General features: G+C 39.0%; 19 protein-coding genes and 1 pseudogene. 7 read left to right on the forward strand and 13 right to left on the reverse strand.

Annotated features, from left to right (window positions below):
- Positions 1-47: 47 nt before the first annotated feature.
- The 5 genes from nagA (at position 48) to ACFJIZ_RS17855 (ending at position 4,364) form a co-directional block, all read left to right on the forward strand.
- On the forward strand, positions 48-1,148 hold the full coding sequence (gene nagA / locus ACFJIZ_RS17835; protein ID WP_379087103.1) for an N-acetylglucosamine-6-phosphate deacetylase: 1,101 nt from the start codon (positions 48-50) through the stop codon (positions 1,146-1,148).
- 64 nt (positions 1,149-1,212) lie between these two features.
- The gene (gene pyrH, locus ACFJIZ_RS17840; RefSeq protein WP_379087106.1) at positions 1,213-1,920 is read left to right on the forward strand and encodes a UMP kinase; all 708 of its coding nucleotides are present in this window, start codon (positions 1,213-1,215) and stop codon (positions 1,918-1,920) included.
- A gap of 42 nt (positions 1,921-1,962) precedes the next feature.
- Complete coding sequence (gene frr, locus ACFJIZ_RS17845; protein ID WP_379087109.1) at positions 1,963-2,526, forward strand: ribosome recycling factor; 564 nt, start codon at positions 1,963-1,965, stop codon at positions 2,524-2,526.
- An 88-nt stretch (positions 2,527-2,614) separates the two neighbouring features.
- A complete protein-coding gene (locus ACFJIZ_RS17850; protein ID WP_379087111.1) occupies positions 2,615-3,163 on the forward strand; it encodes an ABC transporter transmembrane domain-containing protein in 549 nt (182 codons plus the stop codon).
- 10 nt (positions 3,164-3,173) lie between these two features.
- On the forward strand, positions 3,174-4,364 hold the full coding sequence (locus tag ACFJIZ_RS17855; RefSeq protein ID WP_379094101.1) for an ABC transporter ATP-binding protein: 1,191 nt from the start codon (positions 3,174-3,176) through the stop codon (positions 4,362-4,364).
- A 112-nt stretch (positions 4,365-4,476) separates the two neighbouring features.
- On the opposite strand, the gene ACFJIZ_RS17860 is transcribed toward ACFJIZ_RS17855, so the two are convergent.
- The 9 genes from ACFJIZ_RS17860 to ACFJIZ_RS17900 form a co-directional block, all read right to left on the reverse strand.
- Positions 4,477-5,271: an MFS transporter gene (locus ACFJIZ_RS17860; RefSeq protein ID WP_379087114.1), complete on the reverse strand. Its 795-nt coding sequence runs from the start codon at positions 5,269-5,271 to the stop codon at positions 4,477-4,479.
- On the reverse strand, positions 5,244-5,768 hold the full coding sequence (locus tag ACFJIZ_RS17865) for an MFS transporter (RefSeq protein ID WP_379087117.1): 525 nt from the start codon (positions 5,766-5,768) through the stop codon (positions 5,244-5,246). Before ACFJIZ_RS17865 ends, ACFJIZ_RS17860 begins: the two co-directional genes overlap by 28 nt.
- A 102-nt stretch (positions 5,769-5,870) precedes the next feature.
- Positions 5,871-6,269 carry a group III truncated hemoglobin gene (locus ACFJIZ_RS17870; RefSeq protein WP_379087120.1) on the reverse strand — a complete coding sequence of 133 codons (399 nt, stop codon included), beginning with the start codon at positions 6,267-6,269 and terminating at the stop codon, positions 5,871-5,873.
- Positions 6,270-6,416: 147 nt separating this feature from the next.
- Entirely contained in the window at positions 6,417-7,094 is a 678-nt protein-coding gene (locus tag ACFJIZ_RS17875) for a thiamine phosphate synthase (protein WP_379087123.1), read from the reverse strand.
- Positions 7,095-7,132: 38 nt separating this feature from the next.
- Positions 7,133-8,740 (reverse strand): TonB-dependent receptor, encoded by a 1,608-nt coding sequence (locus tag ACFJIZ_RS17880; RefSeq protein WP_379087126.1) that lies wholly within the window; start codon positions 8,738-8,740, stop codon positions 7,133-7,135.
- Between the two features lie 61 nt (positions 8,741-8,801).
- On the reverse strand, positions 8,802-9,500 hold the full coding sequence (locus tag ACFJIZ_RS17885) for a carboxypeptidase-like regulatory domain-containing protein (protein ID WP_379087128.1): 699 nt from the start codon (positions 9,498-9,500) through the stop codon (positions 8,802-8,804).
- Positions 9,501-9,835: 335 nt separating this feature from the next.
- Positions 9,836-10,363 carry an AAA family ATPase gene (locus ACFJIZ_RS17890; RefSeq protein WP_379087131.1) on the reverse strand — a complete coding sequence of 176 codons (528 nt, stop codon included), beginning with the start codon at positions 10,361-10,363 and terminating at the stop codon, positions 9,836-9,838.
- A complete protein-coding gene (pnuC, locus tag ACFJIZ_RS17895) occupies positions 10,347-10,961 on the reverse strand; it encodes a nicotinamide riboside transporter PnuC (protein ID WP_379087134.1) in 615 nt (204 codons plus the stop codon). Before pnuC ends, ACFJIZ_RS17890 begins: the two co-directional genes overlap by 17 nt.
- A gap of 173 nt (positions 10,962-11,134) precedes the next feature.
- On the reverse strand, positions 11,135-11,656 hold the full coding sequence (locus ACFJIZ_RS17900; RefSeq protein WP_379087137.1) for a hypothetical protein: 522 nt from the start codon (positions 11,654-11,656) through the stop codon (positions 11,135-11,137).
- Between the two features lie 289 nt (positions 11,657-11,945).
- On the opposite strand from ACFJIZ_RS17900, the gene ACFJIZ_RS17905 reads away from it, so the two are divergent.
- Together ACFJIZ_RS17905 and carB are read left to right on the forward strand one after the other, a co-directional pair.
- Positions 11,946-12,263, forward strand: coding sequence for a carboxypeptidase regulatory-like domain-containing protein (locus ACFJIZ_RS17905; RefSeq protein ID WP_379087140.1), 318 nt, complete (start codon positions 11,946-11,948; stop codon positions 12,261-12,263).
- Between the two features lie 206 nt (positions 12,264-12,469).
- Positions 12,470-15,370, forward strand: a pseudogene (carB, locus tag ACFJIZ_RS17910) (carbamoyl-phosphate synthase large subunit).
- A gap of 85 nt (positions 15,371-15,455) precedes the next feature.
- Here carB and ACFJIZ_RS17915 read toward each other — a convergent pair.
- From ACFJIZ_RS17915 to ACFJIZ_RS17930, 4 genes are all read right to left on the reverse strand, one after another.
- Positions 15,456-15,779, reverse strand: a complete 324-nt coding sequence (locus tag ACFJIZ_RS17915; RefSeq protein ID WP_379087143.1) for a DUF3137 domain-containing protein — start codon at positions 15,777-15,779, stop codon at positions 15,456-15,458.
- 7 nt (positions 15,780-15,786) lie between these two features.
- On the reverse strand, positions 15,787-16,413 hold the full coding sequence (locus ACFJIZ_RS17920; protein ID WP_379087146.1) for a hypothetical protein: 627 nt from the start codon (positions 16,411-16,413) through the stop codon (positions 15,787-15,789).
- The gene (locus ACFJIZ_RS17925; RefSeq protein WP_379087149.1) at positions 16,413-16,970 is read right to left on the reverse strand and encodes a LemA family protein; all 558 of its coding nucleotides are present in this window, start codon (positions 16,968-16,970) and stop codon (positions 16,413-16,415) included. Before ACFJIZ_RS17925 ends, ACFJIZ_RS17920 begins: the two co-directional genes overlap by 1 nt.
- 154 nt (positions 16,971-17,124) lie before the next feature.
- Positions 17,125-17,595, reverse strand: coding sequence for a DUF4920 domain-containing protein (locus ACFJIZ_RS17930; protein WP_379087152.1), 471 nt, complete (start codon positions 17,593-17,595; stop codon positions 17,125-17,127).
- Positions 17,596-17,651: the final 56 nt, after the last annotated feature.

The raw sequence follows: 17,651 nt of genomic DNA on the forward strand, positions 1-17,651 counted from the left end.
TTACTATATTTAACTTTGAACAAGATCAAATTAAATTTATATAAAATATGCCCTTCACAGCACTTTCCAACTGCGCCTATTTTCAAGATGACCAGCTCGTAAAGAATCAGGAGATTACCATTAACGGAACAGATATTTCAAATATTGGGGATTCGAACACAACACAGGAAAGTGAAGCCCTAGTTATTCCAGGTTTTATAGACTTACAAATCTACGGAGCAGGAGGAAAGCTTTTTTCGGCAGAGCCTACAGTTGAGGCTTTGACAATTATTGAAAACGACCTGCTGAAAAAAGGCACAACAAGCTTTTTAGCTTGTATGGCTACCAATACACCCGAGGTTTTTAATGCTTGTATCGTTGCGGCTAAAGAGCACCGTAAAATTGCCAGAAACTGTTTAGGATTACATTTAGAAGGGCCTTTTTTAAATCCTAAACGTAGAGGGGCACATGTAGAAGCCCACATTCGTAAGGCAAGTTTGGATGAGGTTAAAGCCCTGCTTGATTTTGGTGATGGTGTGATTAAAATGATGACCATCGCTCCTGAACTACAAGACGACGAAGTGATCCAATATCTTTTAGACAATGACGTAATCGTATCATTAGGGCATAGTGATGCCAGTATAGAACAAGCTACGGCTGCTTATGATCAAGGCGTGCAAACAACCACGCACCTTTTTAATGCCATGACACCAATCCACCATCGTGAACCAGGTATTCCAACAGCAGTATTTAACCATCATAAAGCAATGGCAAGTATCATCGTAGACAATCGACATGTTGATTTTGAAGTAGTGAAGTTTAGCCAAAAACTGCTGAAAGAACGTTTGTTTTTAATTACAGACGCGGTAACTGAATGCACAACCGGACCCTACCAGCATCATTTGGTCGGAGACAAGTTTGTAATGCCCGATGGCACATTGTCGGGTTCGTCTTTAACCATGCTTCAGGCGGTTAAAAATTGTGTTGACCATTGTGATATCAGTTTGAGCGATGCCTTGAAAATGAGTTCGTTGTATCCGGCAAAACTCATTAATGCCGATAATTTAAAAGGCAAAATTGCCTCAGGCTATCAGGCAGACCTGCTGGTTTTAGATCAAGAATTAAATCTCAAAGAAGTGATATTTAAAGGGGTATCTATCCCAAACTAAATATTTACACCAATTGTTAAAAAGCATAGCTAGGTATTAAAAAATTGTTGATATTTTTGGGGTCATGAAGTATAAACGGATTTTACTAAAGTTGAGTGGCGAGTCGTTAATGGGCGATAAGCAATATGGGATTGACAATGAGCGTGTTAGGCAATATGCGGAAGACATCAAAGCAGTTCATTCAAAAGGGCTAGAAATAGCTATCGTTATTGGGGGAGGCAACATTTTTAGAGGTCTGAGCGCTGAAAAGTCTGGAATGGACAGGGCACAGGCAGATTACATGGGCATGTTGGCAACGGTGATCAATAGCATGGCTTTACAAGATGCATTGGAAAAAGTAGGTTTAAAAACCCGTTTATTAACCGCAATTAAAATGGAACAGATCTGCGAACCATTTATCCGTCGTAGAGCTGTTCGTCACTTAGAAAAAGGCCGTGTGGTCATTTTTGGTGCAGGAACAGGAAATCCATATTTTACGACCGATTCTGCCGCTGCTTTAAGGGCCATCGAAATCAAAGCAGATGCAGTTTTAAAAGGGACTAGAGTGGATGGTATCTATACTGCCGACCCAGAAAAGGATCCAACAGCAACAAAATATACCGAAATCTCTTTCAAAGAGGTTTATGCCAAAGGTTTAAACGTAATGGACATGACAGCTTTCACCTTATGTGAAGAAAACCAGGTTCCGATTATCGTATTTGACATGAATAAAACCGGTAACTTTATGAAAATTGCAAATGGCGAAGAAATTGGTACCTTAGTTCAAGGCTAAATTTTGACCATTTTTTATATTTTTGTATAAACATAACACATTATGAACGACCTCATAAAGAAACAATTAGAAGATGCACAGGCAACAATGGAAAAAGCGATTGCCCATTGTGAAGCTGAATTAACTAAAATACGTGCAGGTAAGGCATCTGCAGGGATGTTAGATGGTATTATGGTAGACTATTATGGAACACCAACACCATTGGCACAAGTGGGTAGCATCAATACACCAGATGCAAGAACCTTGATCATCCAACCTTGGGAAAAATCATTATTAGTGCCAATTGAACGTGCCATTATGGAAGCCAATATTGGTATCAATCCACAGAATGATGGTGTAATTATCAGATTGGTTGTACCACCTTTAACAGAAGAACGCCGTAGAGAACTGGTTAAAAAAGTGAAGGAAGAAGCAGAAAGAGGTCGTATTACCGTTCGTAATATCCGCAAAGATGCCAATAGCAAGATCCAACGTCTAAAAGGCGAAAGCGTTTCTGACGATGAGATCAAGACTGGCGAAGGCGAGGTTCAGAAAATTACCGATGCGTACATCATCAAAGTTGATAAACACGCAGAGGTAAAAGAAAAAGATATCATGACTATCTAATCTCTATATAGTCTAAATGTAATATAAAAGGGAATGTAGCTGAGCTTCATTCCCTTTGTTTATTTTTGCAACCCAAACAATAAAAAAGATGAAATTACTGCTCCAATATTTGAAAGCCCATAAATGGGTTGTCGTTTTAGCATTGGTACTAGCCGCTTTTAATATAGGCTTCTCTTTAATGGACCCCTACTTTACAGGTAGGATCTTAGATAGATACATCAACAGACATAACGAATTAAGTAGAACTGAATACATCTGGGGTATTTTAGGCCTTGTAGGTTTAGCGATCTGTGCAGCGATGGTATCTAGGATTGCCAAAAACTTCCAAGATTATTTTACCAACATCATTGTACAAAAGGTTGGTGCAAAGATGTATGCAGATGGTTTAAAACACTCTTTAGAACTACCTTATCAGGTTTTTGAAGACCAACGTAGTGGAGAAACATTGGGAGTGTTGCAAAAAGTAAGATTAGATAGCGAAAAATTCATTACGTCTTTCATCAGCATTCTTTTTGTGAGTTTAATAGGGTTGATTTTTGTAATCGTCTACTCCTTAAGTGTAAGTTATAAGGTATCATTGATCTTATGCGGCATCTATTCCAATCATCAGCTTTTTAAGCTGGTACCTAAGTCGTAAGATCAAGACCATCCAACGTTCTATCGTTGCAGAAACAACTGCTTTAGCGGGTTCTACTACCGAATCATTGCGCAATATCGAACTGGTAAAAAGTTTAGGTTTGGCCAGTCAGGAAATAGAGCGTTTGAATAAAACAACCTATAAAATATTAGGCTTAGAGCTGAGAAAAGTAAAATATGTAAGAAGCATGAGCTTTGTGCAAGGTACAACCGTTAATTTGGTGCGTAGCACGATGGTGGTTGTATTGCTGATGTTGATCTTTGATAAAGCGATTACGCCAGGGCAATATTTCTCCTTCCTTTTTTATTCTTTCTTCCTTTTTGGACCATTACAAGAGTTAGGTAATGTGATCTTGGCTTGGAGAGAGGCCGAAGTTTCCTTGGGTAATTTTAAAAAGATCCTAAGTACACCAGTAGATAGAAAACCAGCCAATCCAGTTCGATTGGAAAAAGTAAATACCTTGGCTTTTGCAAATGTCAGTTTCAAACACCTTTCTGGTAAGACCAATGCCTTAAATAGCATCAGTTTTGCGGTGAACAATGGCGAAACGATTGCTTTTGTTGGTCCATCAGGTTCTGGTAAAACAACATTGGTTAAACTATTGGTGGGTCTTTACCAACCCATTGAAGGAGAGGTTTTTTATAACCAGACTTCTGGAAAAGAAATTGATCTAGATTTGTTGAGAGAAAAAATCGGTTTTGTAACCCAAGATACCCAATTGTTTTCGGGGACCATCAGAGAGAATCTACAGTTTGTAAAACCGGGTGCAAGCGATGAAGATTGTATGCGGGTATTACAACAGGCCGCTTGTCAGAATTTGATGGCAAGAGCCGATAAAGGATTGGATACCGTAATTGGTGAAGGTGGGGTAAAGGTTTCTGGTGGTGAAAAACAGCGTTTATCCATTGCTAGGGCTTTATTGCGTAATCCAGATATTTTAGTATTTGATGAAGCGACCTCTTCACTGGATTCATTGACCGAAGAAGAGATTACTGCAACCATCCGTGATGTTTCTGTTTTGACAAGCCATGTTACCATTCTCATTGCACACCGTTTGTCGACCATCCGCCATGCAGATCGCATTTATGTTTTAGAAAAGGGACATATCATCGAACAAGGTAAGCATGCAGATCTGTTAGCAGAAAAAGGACTGTACTTTGCGATGTGGAGACAACAGGTTGGCGAAAGATTGGATAATTAGTCAGAAATATCATATCTGGATTAACGGAGAGGAAATATTTTTACCACCTGAGACAGCTGAGTTTTAATTAAGCTTAGCTTTTCTTAGGTGGTTTAAGCCAACTATTCTAGACTTAAATCTGGTCTTCTATTTTTTCGGCAGGTTTAATGTCGCTAAGCGTTAAAGGCAGCAGACTTTTGGTCTTGAAGTAAGTAATGGCAGCAATGCCCAATGTCATACTTCCGCCAAAAACTACAGCGGGCACCGTACGCATCAATTTAGCCGTTAAGCCCGATTCAAAAGCACCTATTTCGTTAGATGAGCCAATAAACATGCTGTTTACTGCCGAAACCCGACCACGCATCTGGTCTGGCGTAAGCAATTGCATAATGGTAGAACGGATAATTACGCTTACGCTATCAAAGGCACCCTCACAGAACAAGAAAAACAAGGTCAAATAGAAACTCTTTGACAAGCCATAACAGATAATGCTGATGGCAAAACCAGTAACGGCAATCAAAAGGTTACGCCATGGTCTGCCCATCGGAGAGAATCTAGTCATCATCAACATGGTTAAAACGGCACCCAAAGAAGCAGCAGCCCTCATGAAACCTAAACCTTCTGAACCTACTTTTAGGATGTCATTTGCAAACACCGGCAGTAAGGCAACTGCCCCACCAAAGAATACGGAGAACAAATCCAAACTCATTGCACCCAACATCATTTTGCTCTTAAACACAAAGTTCATTCCTTCTTTTAAGCTTTTTGCAATGCTTTCTTTTGGGATAAATGTTGGCGGATGTTTCTTTAGGAAGAAGATACACACCAAAGCCAAAAAGATAAAGGAAATGATCACAATATAGGTGGTAGTAATGCCATAGAAGCCATAGATTAAACCACCTATTGCAGGTCCAGCGATAGATGCCATTTGCCAGCTAGAGCTGCTCCAGGTGCTGGCATTGGGATAAAGTTCTTTAGGTAGATCTGTGCCATTAAAGAAAAGGTTGCAGGTCCGAAGAAACCCCTGGCCAAACCAATACAAAATATCATCCCATACATAATGGGTACGATAGAACTGGTAGGTACGTAACTGTGCATCTGTTTGCTGGTGACCACAAGCATGATCACAGAGCAAAGAAAAACACCAGAAAATATTTTTAACAACAACCCTCTTTTTTCTGTTTTATCTGCCACATAACCTCCATATAGGGCAATACTGATGGCAGGAATAGCCTCACTTAGGCCAATAAATGCCAAGGCCAAAGGGTCATTGGTGAGATGGTAGATGTGAAAACCGATAATTACCGCCTGCATCTGGTAAGCAAACGTAAAGAAGAAGCGCATGCCTACATAGGAGCGGAATTCACGGTAGCGCAGTGCGGCAAAGGGGTCTTTTTTTTCGGGTAGAGCAGATTGGTCTTCCAAAGTAACTTAGTTTCGAGTAAAAGTATGACTTTCGAACCTAAATGAGTAGCACCGAAAAGGTTAAATCTAAATTAAGCTAAAAATTGACAAGGAATTAACCATTTAGATCAGCGGCTCGGCAGGATTGTTTTTGTAATGGTCTAGTTTGTATTGGAACATTTCACTCATTCTTGCTGCGCGCCACTTGGCCTCATCAGCCTTAGCGCCTTTAAAATGCGAATCGACCGTTTCGTTAAACAAACTGATCCAGGTATCAAAATGTTCTTTTGCAATCGGAAGTTTGGCATGCTTTAAAAACGGGCTACCACTATAGGCAGGTGTTTCTAATAAAATCGTCTGCCAAAAACCATACATCTTTTCCAGATGCGCAGGCCAGTTATCTTTGATTACCGCATTAAAGACAGTGGCTAACAATTCATTGTCTCGAACCCTGGTATAAAAATCATCAACCAAAGTTTTAACATCAGTTAAATTAAGAATGTCTGTATTTGTTGTTTCCATGTCAATCGGTAATGATTATTTCAAAGATAAGCTCTTGGATTTGTTGAAACCTGTTGACAATCATAAAATGACCTGATTTTAACTACAATGTTTGAGGTGCTGTTCAAATTGTTGAGAATGAGATTTTCATCTCCTTGGTTATTGAATTTAATCTATTTCATTATAGAAATCTTGATAGGCTTCATACAAGTCTTCAGACTGGGCTATGGCCGAAGAAACAGCAATGCCGTAAATACCAGTTTGCAAAAGAGTCGTCACGTCAGGTAAAGTAATGCCACCAACGGCCAAGATTGGCAGGTCTATATTTGCCGTCTTTAACGCATTAGCAGCATCAGTATAACCTTTTATCCCTATTAACGGAAAGGAATTGGGTTTGGTTGTCGTGGTGGAATATGGACCAAAGCCAGCATAATCGGCGCCTTCAACAGCCAATCTCATCAAGCCCTCAATTGTAGTTGCAGAACCTCCCAAAGTAAATTCTTCTCCGATCTGATTGCGCAGGGCGATAAAGTCTGCATCTAGGTCTTCTATATGAAAACCTTGGATATCTGCTTGGCCTTTAAGATGAGTATGATTGGTAACGATCAAAGTCGAACCCCAATCATCGCAGATGGCCGCAATCTGGTTAATGTCTGTTAAAAGTTCATCATCTGTTTTACTTAAACAACGATATTGGATCCATTTTGCACCAGCTTCGCAAGCCAATTGTGCCTGTTCAATATGCGTATACTGCGCTATATCATGTGTGATGAAATGGAGTTTTTCAATGAATTTTTTCATGCTACCTCTTGAATCAAACTCCCTGATGAAGAGTTTAATCTGCATCAGGGAGTTCAAATGTTTAACCTTATTTTAGGCAATCGTTAGAACTTTAAGCTCAAACTTAATAAAAAATTACGGGTAGCTTGCGGATAATAAACGTTGTAACGACTCACTTCTCCTTTTGAAAAAGAAGGATAAGAAGCACCATTACTTTCATAAAGTGTGTTGAACACGTTGTTTACCAAGAGGCTTAAGCCAACATTTTTAACTCCGGTAAAGGCCGTTTGATAATTTAAACGGATATCGTTTACAAAAAAGCTGGATAAAGATTGTCCATCATCTGAAAGGTTATTCAAGTATTGTTTGCCTACATATTTGCTGATGAAAGCAATTTCCGCATTTTGGATTGGCTTATAGGCAATTTCACTCGACATGATCAACGAAGGAGAGAAAGAGATATCGGTGTTTTGGAAGGTGTTTTTTACAAAAGTCTTTCTTGTCTTGTCTGCTTTATCATAAATATACTCTGTAAATTCCTTGATCTTGTTACGGCTAAAGGTAGCCGTTGCAGCCCATGACAGGGTTTTGGTCAATTGTAAACGGCCATCAAATTCTATACCTGCACGGTAGCTATCAGCTACATTTTGGCGGGTCTGTCCGCCAACATTGTTCAGCTCTCCAGTATTGATCAACTGATCTTTATATAACATGGCAAAACCATTTATCCCTGCAGTAAAGTTGGTAGCTTGTATGCGGTAACCAGCTTCTATGTCAGTTAAATGTTCTGGCTGCGGCCTACTGTCGATGTTCGAATCTGTAAAATCTCTTCGGTTTGGTTCCTTATTCCCAATAGCGACCGATGCATAGATGTTACTTTTAGCATTGATGGTATAAGTTATCCCTGCTTTTGGATTGAAAAAGTTAAGTGTAGCATTTTGTTGTGCCATACCATTGTTCAGGTCTTTCCCAAAATAAGAGTAATAAACCCTGCGATATTGTAGGTCGGCAAAGAAGCTAAACTGATCAATTTGATAATTTGCCCTACCAAAGATGTTAAAATCAGTTTTGAAAGCATCGTTGTCATCATATCTATGACGCAATGATTTACTGGCGTCGTAGTTGGCATATTGTGCCCAGATGACCTCATCAAAATGTCTGCCCTTAAATTCGTTGTAAGCACCGCCCAATATAAAATTCAGCTCCTTCTTTGGGGTATAATTTAAGGAGTAGGTTACGCCATAAAAATCATTATCCAACCATAAGCGTCTCACTAGGTCAGATTCTGTTTTTGTACTGTTGCCAATTACTAAAGGAGCGATTCCATAATCGGCAAGGGTTTGTTGTTCTTGATACTCTTCATAATAACCACGGCCATAGGTATAATGTAAAGCGGCGTTAGCTACTAATTTTGGACTTAAATTACGGGTATAGAATAATTGGTAATGGTCTTGTTGATAATTATCGGTCTGGTTATCATAAGTGAAATCGTTATTTCTTCTATTGATTTTCAGCATATCTTCACCTACACCATTCCAAGCCTGATATGTTTTTTCGGTGCCACTAAACACATTCATCCTCAATAAATCCTTTTTGCCATAATAAGCACCAGAAAAGAAGAACGATTTTAAGTTTGAACTTGCCCTGTCAATGTATCCATCTGATTTGATCCTTGATAAACGACCATCAAAACTGAACTTATTGTTGATCATACCTGTACCTACGCTAACCGTGTTTTTCCAAGTCTCGAAAGAACCATAAGTATTGTTGAGCTCAGCATAAGCTGAATCTCTTCGGGTAGTGGTTTGGATATTTAAGCTGGCTCCGAAAGAACCTGCACCATTGGTTGATGTACCTACACCACGTTGGATCCTGGATGTTGTCTATTGAAGAAGCCAAATCGGGTAGGTTAATGAAAAAGCTACCTTGGCTTTCGGCATCATTCAGTGGGATGCCGTTTAAGGTCACATTGATCCTGGTAGCGTCACTACCCCGGACCCGCATTCCTGTATAACCTACACCAGCTCCTGCGTCAGAAGTGACCACCACAGAGGGGGTCTGGTTCAGTAAGTAAGGCATATCCTGTCCGAAATTATTTTTCTCCAACTCGGCTTTGCTCATGTTCCGAAAAGTAGTGCCCGTGTTCTTTGAAGCTCTTGTGGCACTCACCACAATCTCATCCGCAATGAAGCTCAATGCTTCTAGGCTAAAGTTTAGGGTGGTGTTTGAAGAAAGGTCTACAGTTTTTTCTTCTGTTTTAAAGCCAACATAACTTACACTCAGCACATATTTGCCTGGCGATAGGTTGCTGATGGTATAAGAACCATTCGCATCGCTAATCACTGTGGTTGCTTTGTTCTTTAATTTGATGTTTGCTCCAGAAAGCGGTTTTTGATTGTTGTCGTTTACTTTTCCAGTAACAACGATTTGTGCCATGGCGAAACAAGGCAACAACATGGCAAGGATTGCCATAAGTCTCAATTTTTTCAATTTTTTTTTAATTGTTTAGTTAAACCTGCCGGCAGTAGGGGTACTCCCGACTTTAGTTAAACTCCATAAACCATCCCTACGCCAGCATTACCTGGATCAGGTGCATTTAAGGTTTAGGGTTGTGGGGTTTAGGGCGTAAGGTTAGCCTAATGCTACCTTTTACCTTTCACCTTTTACCTTTCACCTTAAAATGGGTATGATCTCAGCCTGTATTTGTGTTTTACAAAACAAGGCACCCCTTATTGATGAGACAAAGTTAAGGTAAAAGGATTGATATTATGAAATTGTGACCAAAATAATAGCTTAATGCTTGTTTTTTAGTGTTTTAGGAAAGTGTCAATTGCAATAATTGCATTTTGTAGCCGGGTTTCTATTCCTCTTATAACTACATAATTGGCATCTAGAGCTTGTAGTTCTTTATGCCAAATTTCCATAAAATGTTCGCGCATAGTTGGGAAATCTCTTAAGGAATCTTCCTGCCAAGGCAAATCGATGTCTAATAAGAGGTAAAGGTCATATGGGCGTTTGTGCAATTCATCCAAAACAACCTGAGGTGTTTTACCGAACATTTCATCACTCCAGATCTTAACCGTTACAAAAGTGGTATCACAGATAATGAAATCGGTATCGGCCATTGCCAAAACCGACTCTTCTAGCGCAACCTGTCCGTGGAACATATTGACTTCATCTTGCAGGGTACAGTCTGCAGTTAATGCAGCACAATAATAACGGGCATATTCTGGTACCCAAGGTACTTTGTAGTACTTGGCCAGTTGTTGTGATATGGTCGATTTGCCCGTGCTTTCTGGGCCAACAATCGCTATTTTTTTAATGATTTTGTTCACGATAAATTTTCTTCCAATCTATATAACCTACTGTAGCAATAAATATATACAGAGCATACATCAAACCTGTTGCATATAAGCCCTTGGCAAAATATACGCTTACGTATATAATGTCTACAAAAATCCAAATTAACCAATTTTGTAAAACCTTTCTAGCTAAAAATAGCTGTGCAATAAGACTACACGCCGTACAAAAGCTATCGATAAAAGGAAAAGAAGCATCCGTGTTTTGGTGTAAGAACAAGCCAATGATCAAGGTAAATACAATTATACCAATAATAGAGAGTAAGATTTCTTTTCTGGTGATCAGGGTAATGGGTCTGTCCTTTTGTGGATTGTTTTTTTGTCTACTCCAGAAATACCAACCATAAGCATTCATGGCAAAAAAATAAAACTGTAGGCCCATGTCTGCATAGAGCTTACTTTCAAAAAAGATAAAAATATAAATGGATACACTGATGATCGCAATTGGCCAATTCCAGATGTTGTTCTTAGCAGCCAGCCAAACACATAAAATGCCTGTAAAAACACCAAGCCACTCTAATACCCCAGTTCCATATACAAATTGGGTTAAGCTATCTTTAAGGGCATTGGCCATGGCTAACATGTTTCAAAAGTATAAAATAGTATTGAGGAGTAGGTTATTTTTGGAATACGAAAAGCCAGAAAACAAAAAATCCGATAGGGAACAACCCCTACCGGATAATAAACCAAACAAACTATTTATGAAGAATACCCTCAGACAAATGATTGTCGAGGATGCTTTAGATCTTATTTTGGATTTGGCGACGAACTAAAATTAACTGCCGCCCTCACACTCACGTTACTTGTTAAATTATTCCTTAACGTGTACTCCATCCTTATTTTCAAATTACTTCCTTTAATGTAGTCATCTACAAAACGTGTGTTGTCTATATCTAGTACAAGATTGTTGCCAATATTTTCAGACACATCGCTTCTTGACGCTATCATGACTTCCGCATTACTCCCATTTACAATAAAGAGCTTTACCGATTTAAAGATACCCAAGTTCTGGTTTGTAGGATTGATCGCTTCTAATTTTACTGAAGTAACCCTAACTTCTTTGATATAATCGGCACCACTCTGATTGCCAAAAATCTGGTCGAAACTACTTGCTGTGCTCGTTGTAGTTAGCATAACTCCACTTTTTGCCTCTGCCGGTATACTCAAAGTTGCCGTGTAGGGGAAGGTAGATTTGATAATGGATTGGACCGTTGCACAACCCGAAACAACTACTAAAAGAACAAATAATGAAAGTGATATTTTTTTCATACAATACCAATAACAAATAATTCTCTGTTTAGGTTTTAAAAAATTAAAGAAAATAAAATGTATTTATTTTAAGACAACAGTGTGTAGAGATAAGGAATTTTTAGAAGGGATATTTAACAATTGGCCCAACAAAACATTAACCATTAGTTAAAATAAAAATACAAAAGATAAAACAATCCAATTAAAGAGGTGTTACTTATGGACAAACATTAAAATAGTAGAACGTTAGAAATAAACATGGAAGAAATTTACGCTTAATTAATAGAAGTTAAATTAAAAAATTAATGTCATGAAAAGAGCGAGTTTAAATTTTTTAGCTGTTGCAGGTTTATCATTAGGTCTATTTGCATTCGGCTCAATCAAAGAAGGTGGAATACAAGGTAAAGTGTCGCCAGCAGAAGGTGCAAGAGAAGTAGTAGCGGTTGCAGGTACAGATACCTTAAGAAGCCAAGTTAGTAACGGGGCTTTTGTATTCAGTAATGTTAAAAAAGGTACTTATACCGTTTGGGTAAAAGCAAATGCCCCTTATAAAGATGCTTCGGTAGAAAATGTTGCGGTAACAGATAGTGCTACAACAGATATCGGCGAAATAAAATTGCAACAATAAAACGTTGTGTGTGTGGAAAAGGGAAAGAGGGCTTCAAGGCCCTCTTTTTTATTGTAATATATTTTAAAAATTCAGTCATATTTCTAGACAAAAAACCTATCTTTGCATCCCGACAGAGCAGTTGGGATTTTTCATTTCATAGCAGAGGATCTCTCCCAGCTATCAGTCAGATTTGACTTTTTACTTTAGACTTTTTAAAAACCCCCATGCCTAAAGACACCTCCATACGTTCAGTACTTATTATCGGATCAGGACCTATTATTATTGGTCAAGCTTGTGAATTTGATTATTCTGGTTCTCAAGCCGCACTTTCTTTAAAAGAAGAAGGTATTGCTGTTTCCATCATCAATTCTAACCCCGCAACCATCATGACCGATAAGGTAATCGGTCGATCATGTTTACCTGCGACCTTTGACTTTAGAGTCGATAGAACAGATTTTAACTGAACATGCAAACTCTCCAAGTTTACCAACCATTGATGCCGTATTGCCGACCATGGGTGGACAAACAGCTTTAAACCTATGTGTTGACGCTGAAGAACGTGGACTATGGAAAGCACATGGTGTAAAGATCATTGGAGTAGATGTAGCAGCAATTGAGAAGACCGAGAACAGGGAATCTTTCCGTCAGTTAATGGTTGATATCGGTGTTGGTGTTGCCCCATCTAAAATTGCCAATTCATTTTTAGAAGGAAAAGAAGCCGCTCAAGAGATCGGTTATCCATTGGTAATTCGCCCTTCCTACACCCTTGGCGGTTCAGGAGGTGGTTTTGTACATAAAAAAGAAGAGTTTGATGCCGCTTTAAAACGTGGTCTGGAAGCCTCTCCAACACACGAAGTTTTGGTAGAAAAAGCAGTTTTAGGCTGGAAAGAATACGAATTGGAATTGTTGAGAGACAGCAATGACAATGTGATCATTATCTGTTCTATCGAAAATTTCGACCCAATGGGTATCCATACCGGAGATTCGATTACGGTAGCACCTGCCATGACTTTATCAGACAGATGTTATCAAGAAATGCGCAACCAGGCCATCAAAATGATGCGTGCCATCGGTAATTTCGCAGGTGGATGTAATGTTCAGTTCTCGGTAAATCCAGATAATGACGACATCATCGCCATCGAAATCAACCCACGTGTTTCCCGTTCGTCCGCATTGGCAAGTAAGGCAACTGGTTACCCGATTGCTAAAATTGCTGCTAAACTAGCCATTGGCTACAACTTGGACGAAATAGAAAACCAGATCGACCAAAACAACCTCAGCCTATTTTGAGCCTACCTTGGATTATGTGATTGTAAAAATCCCTCGTTGGAACTTTGATAAGTTTAAAGGAGCTAACATGGAACTAGGTTTGCAGATGAAAGCTGTAGGTGAGGTAATGGCCATTGGCCGTAGCTTTATCGAGGCTTTACAAAAGGCTTGTCAGAGTTTAGAAATTGGCAGAGCTGGATTAGGTGCAGACGGCAGACAGAAAAGAAACATCGAAGAGATCATGTATGGCTTGGAACACCCAAGTTGGAACCGCTTGTTCTTGATCAAAGACGCGATGAGCATGGGTGTACCACTTGAATCTATCCGCAAGGTAACCAAGATCGATAAATGGTTCCTGTCTCAAATTCAAGAACTGGTTAACCTAGAAGTAGAATTGAAGCGTTACTCGCTAAATAATATCCCTAAAGACTTCTTCTTTAACTTAAAACAAAGAGGTTTCTCTGATATACAGATTGCCTATGTTTTGGGTAACGTAACAGAAGATGAGGTTTACAATCGCCGTAAAGAATTAGGCATTAGAAGAGTGTACAAAATGGTGGATACCTGTGCGGCAGAGTTTGCGGCACAAACCCCATATTTCTACTCTACTTTTGAAGAAAGCCCAATCCAGATTTCATTGGTGGGTACAGAAACCCTTTCAACGGGAGATGAACTAGGTACAAACGAATCAATTGTTTCTGACAGGAAAAAAGTAATCGTTTTAGGCTCTGGTCCTAACCGTATCGGTCAGGGAATTGAGTTTGATTACTCTTGTGTACACGGATTGTTGGCCGCAAAAGAAAGTGGCTTTGAGGCAATCATGATCAATTGTAATCCTGAAACCGTATCTACAGACTTTAACATGGCAGATAAGTTATACTTTGAGCCTGTGTTCTGGGAGCATGTTCGCGAGATCATTGAGTTAGAGAACCCAATCGGGGTGATTGTTCAATTAGGAGGTCAAACGGCCCTTAAAATGGCAGAAAAACTGCATGAGAACAACATCAGAATCATCGGTACTTCTTATAATGACATGGATGTTGCCGAAGATCGTGGACGCTTCTCAGACCTATTGAAAGAATTGGATATTCCTTATCCAAAATATGGTGTGGCCGAAAATGCTGAAGAAGCAATTGTGGTAGCGAATGAAGTTGGCTATCCAGTATTGGTGAGACCAAGTTATGTATTGGGTGGACAAGGGATGAGCATTGTGATCAATGATGAAGACCTTGAAAAAGCAGTAGTGAAATTGCTTGGCGACCTTCCTGGTAACCGCGTATTGATCGATCATTTCTTGGATAGAGCAGAAGAGACAGAATCAGACTCAATCTGCGATGGAACGGATGTACACATTGTTGGATTGATGGAACACATTGAGCCAGCAGGTATCCACTCAGGAGATTCAAGTGCGGTATTACCGCCTTTCAGTTTATCAGAAAAGGTAATTGCAGACATGGAAGCATATTCTAAAAAGATTGCCAGAGCCTTAAACGTAATCGGATTGTTGAATATCCAATTTGCGGTTAAAGACGATAAAGTATATGTGATTGAAGCCAATCCAAGGGCATCTCGTACGGTTCCATTCATAGCGAAGGCTTACGATGTACCTTACATCAATATCGCAGCCAGGATAATGCTAGGCGTTAACAAATTAAAAGATTTCAATATCGTTCGTAAACTAGAAGGATATGCAATCAAAGAACCTGTATTCTCTTTTGATAAATTCCCAGAAGTAACCAAAGAATTAGGCCCGGAGATGAAATCTACTGGAGAAGCTATTCGCTTCATCAAAGATTTAGAAGATACCTTACTTCCGTAAGTTATATAAAGATAAATCGATGTATTTATCTAAATAATAAAAAAGCCCTTAGCAAAAATGTTAAGGGCTTTTTCTATTTAAGGATATATAGTTGGTTAATATTGGCCAACTCAATCATTAAGTTACTGTTTGGTCCAGATTCGGGTATTCAGGTCTAGTTCTTGGATAATGTCGTACATGAAACTCAATACAGACATGTCATCGTCCAACAGGTCTGGTTTCAATAAGGTCTTAAAAACAGGGGGTTCAAAATAATTCTTATTGAGTGGGAAGGCAATGTAAAGACTAGAGTTCACAAAAGATACCGATACTGTATAGGCCGATCGTTCATCTAAGGCATTGATTTTTTCCATCATGGAAGGGGTTAAAATGTACCTTGCTTCAATTTGATCAGTACTGTAGGTTACGAACTTCTTGTTAAAGCTGTCGTTTTCCAATTGTACCACATTTTTATCACCTATCGAGAATACATTTTTTGAAAACCAGGCACCAATTGAAGCACCTAGATACCTTTGGCCTTACCACTGTAACCCCATTAAAATTTTTATTAAAATCGGCGCTAAATACAATTCCTTTTAAAATATCATGCCATTGAACCTGTCTGCCACTTTTGGTTTGTGTTTCGGTTTTATACTCTGCATGTACCTCGGCAAAATAAAAGCTCGTTTTACCTGCTTTGCCACTTACCAGGTCTTCGGTATGGTAGCGGTCTGGGTTGGTGCTGAAAAGCTGAGAAAACCTAAATTCAGCCTCTAGTATGCCTTTATAAGGGTCGATGATCAAACTTGGGTCTACACTGCTTAAAGCTGCGCCTATCACTTCGTTCTTGAAGCGGTTTTTATACAGTCCTATTTTTTCCCCTAGCCGATAGACAATAACTATCCCGGGTATAATTGCTGCTGCTCCAAGGATCAAGGCAATTAACATTTGTCCAGTTGAGGAGACCACGATCAGGGCAATAATGCCCAAAACAATAGCACCCCAGCCTTTCAACTTGCTGGAAACAATTTCCTTGCGCTGGATTTCTAAATCTGCAAGTACACTTTCTACTGCCGGATTTATGGTAAAATTTGAAGACATTAACTGTTAAAAAGCTCTTTGGCGCTAACGTTTTTGCGTTCTGCTTCGGCAGTTTCTAATACAGCCATTGGTTGATAGCCCAACATGCCGGCAAACATATTACCTGGAAACATCATTACAGCATTGTTATAAGTAGTAACTGATGAATTGTAGTTTCTTCTTGCTGCGGCAATCTGTTCCTCGCTTTCTGTCCAGGTGCTTTGTAGGGTCAAAAAATTCTGGTTGGCCTTTAAGTCAGGATAGTTCTCTACACTCACCATCAGCCCTTTTACAGCCGACCCAATTTGCTGGTCTAATTGTAACCTGTCACTTTCACTTACATCGCTTCCAAGGGCTTTCCCTCTCAGTTCGGTAATTTTTGTTAAGGTATCGCCCTCGTATTGCATGTACTGTTTAACAGTTTCAACAAGGTTTGGAATCAGGTCAAAACGTTTTTTTAACATTACATCTATGGCAGAAAATGCATTGGCAACTTGGTTCTTTTTGCTAATTAGCGAGTTGTAGAAGCCAATACCGATCAATAAAATGGCGACTGCTATTACGATTACTATAATCATTGCTGGTTGGTTTTAAGACTATGCTAAATATAAATAAAAAATACAATCATATAGATGTACAATTGTTGATCCTGTTACAAGATGGCAGTAAAAAAAGAACCCTGCTCCGGAGAGAGCAGGGTTCAACCAATCAATATTAAAAAGGAGAACCTTCTTAATTCGGTAAAATTACAACTCCTTTTGCTTCAAACACAATTTCTTTTTTAGGTTTTGTAATTTTTGCTATTTCTGCCTCTGATTTTTTGGCATCTTCAGCAAAATGTTTTAAATCTTCAACAGAAGTTTCTTTTCTTTCGGCAAAACCATCGATCACTACTTTTTTACCAGCAAGATCTTTTGGCATAAAGAAAGCATAATCTTTAAAGTTAACAAACATTGTTTCGCCATTTGGCAAAGCTAAATTCATAAAACAACCCTTTTTTTGACAAACCAAAGTAACTACGCCAGTTACCTTCATGTCTTTTTTGGTATCTTTTCCTAATTTGGCATCAACTTCTGCAGTGGTGATCACATCACCCTTTTTTACACCTTCGCCAAAAGATTTTCCTTCAAATGAAGTTGCATCTTGGGCAAATGCAAATGCTGTAAATAAACAGAAGGTCAAGCTTAAAATAATTTTTTTCATAATGCTATTATTGTTTTTTAGTTGGATTGGAACTGGTATCTCGTTCACGGTCCATT

Source organism: Pedobacter sp. UC225_65 (assembly GCF_042698365.1).
Classification (GTDB): Bacteria; Bacteroidota; Bacteroidia; order Sphingobacteriales; family Sphingobacteriaceae; genus Pedobacter.

Excerpts from the sequence above, each read along its gene's own strand:
- ACFJIZ_RS17875 (WP_379087123.1), bottom strand. The coding sequence starts at position 7,094 with ATGCAGATTAAACTCTTCATCAGGGAGTTTGATTCAAGAGGTAGCATG.
- ACFJIZ_RS17925 (WP_379087149.1), bottom strand. The coding sequence starts at position 16,970 with ATGATTATAGTAATCGTAATAGCAGTCGCCATTTTATTGATCGGTATT.
- ACFJIZ_RS17905 (WP_379087140.1), top strand. The coding sequence starts at position 11,946 with ATGAAAAGAGCGAGTTTAAATTTTTTAGCTGTTGCAGGTTTATCATTA.
- ACFJIZ_RS17860 (WP_379087114.1), bottom strand. The coding sequence starts at position 5,271 with ATGGCATCTATCGCTGGACCTGCAATAGGTGGTTTAATCTATGGCTTC.
- pnuC (WP_379087134.1), bottom strand. The coding sequence starts at position 10,961 with ATGGCCAATGCCCTTAAAGATAGCTTAACCCAATTTGTATATGGAACT.
- ACFJIZ_RS17870 (WP_379087120.1), bottom strand. The coding sequence starts at position 6,269 with ATGGAAACAACAAATACAGACATTCTTAATTTAACTGATGTTAAAACT.
- ACFJIZ_RS17900 (WP_379087137.1), bottom strand. The coding sequence starts at position 11,656 with ATGAAAAAAATATCACTTTCATTATTTGTTCTTTTAGTAGTTGTTTCG.
- ACFJIZ_RS17920 (WP_379087146.1), bottom strand. The coding sequence starts at position 16,413 with ATGTCTTCAAATTTTACCATAAATCCGGCAGTAGAAAGTGTACTTGCA.
- ACFJIZ_RS17930 (WP_379087152.1), bottom strand. The coding sequence starts at position 17,595 with ATGAAAAAAATTATTTTAAGCTTGACCTTCTGTTTATTTACAGCATTT.
- pyrH (WP_379087106.1), top strand. The coding sequence starts at position 1,213 with ATGAAGTATAAACGGATTTTACTAAAGTTGAGTGGCGAGTCGTTAATG.
- ACFJIZ_RS17850 (WP_379087111.1), top strand. The coding sequence starts at position 2,615 with ATGAAATTACTGCTCCAATATTTGAAAGCCCATAAATGGGTTGTCGTT.
- ACFJIZ_RS17885 (WP_379087128.1), bottom strand. The coding sequence starts at position 9,500 with ATGGCAATCCTTGCCATGTTGTTGCCTTGTTTCGCCATGGCACAAATC.
- frr (WP_379087109.1), top strand. The coding sequence starts at position 1,963 with ATGAACGACCTCATAAAGAAACAATTAGAAGATGCACAGGCAACAATG.
- ACFJIZ_RS17880 (WP_379087126.1), bottom strand. The coding sequence starts at position 8,740 with ATGATCAACAATAAGTTCAGTTTTGATGGTCGTTTATCAAGGATCAAA.
- nagA (WP_379087103.1), top strand. The coding sequence starts at position 48 with ATGCCCTTCACAGCACTTTCCAACTGCGCCTATTTTCAAGATGACCAG.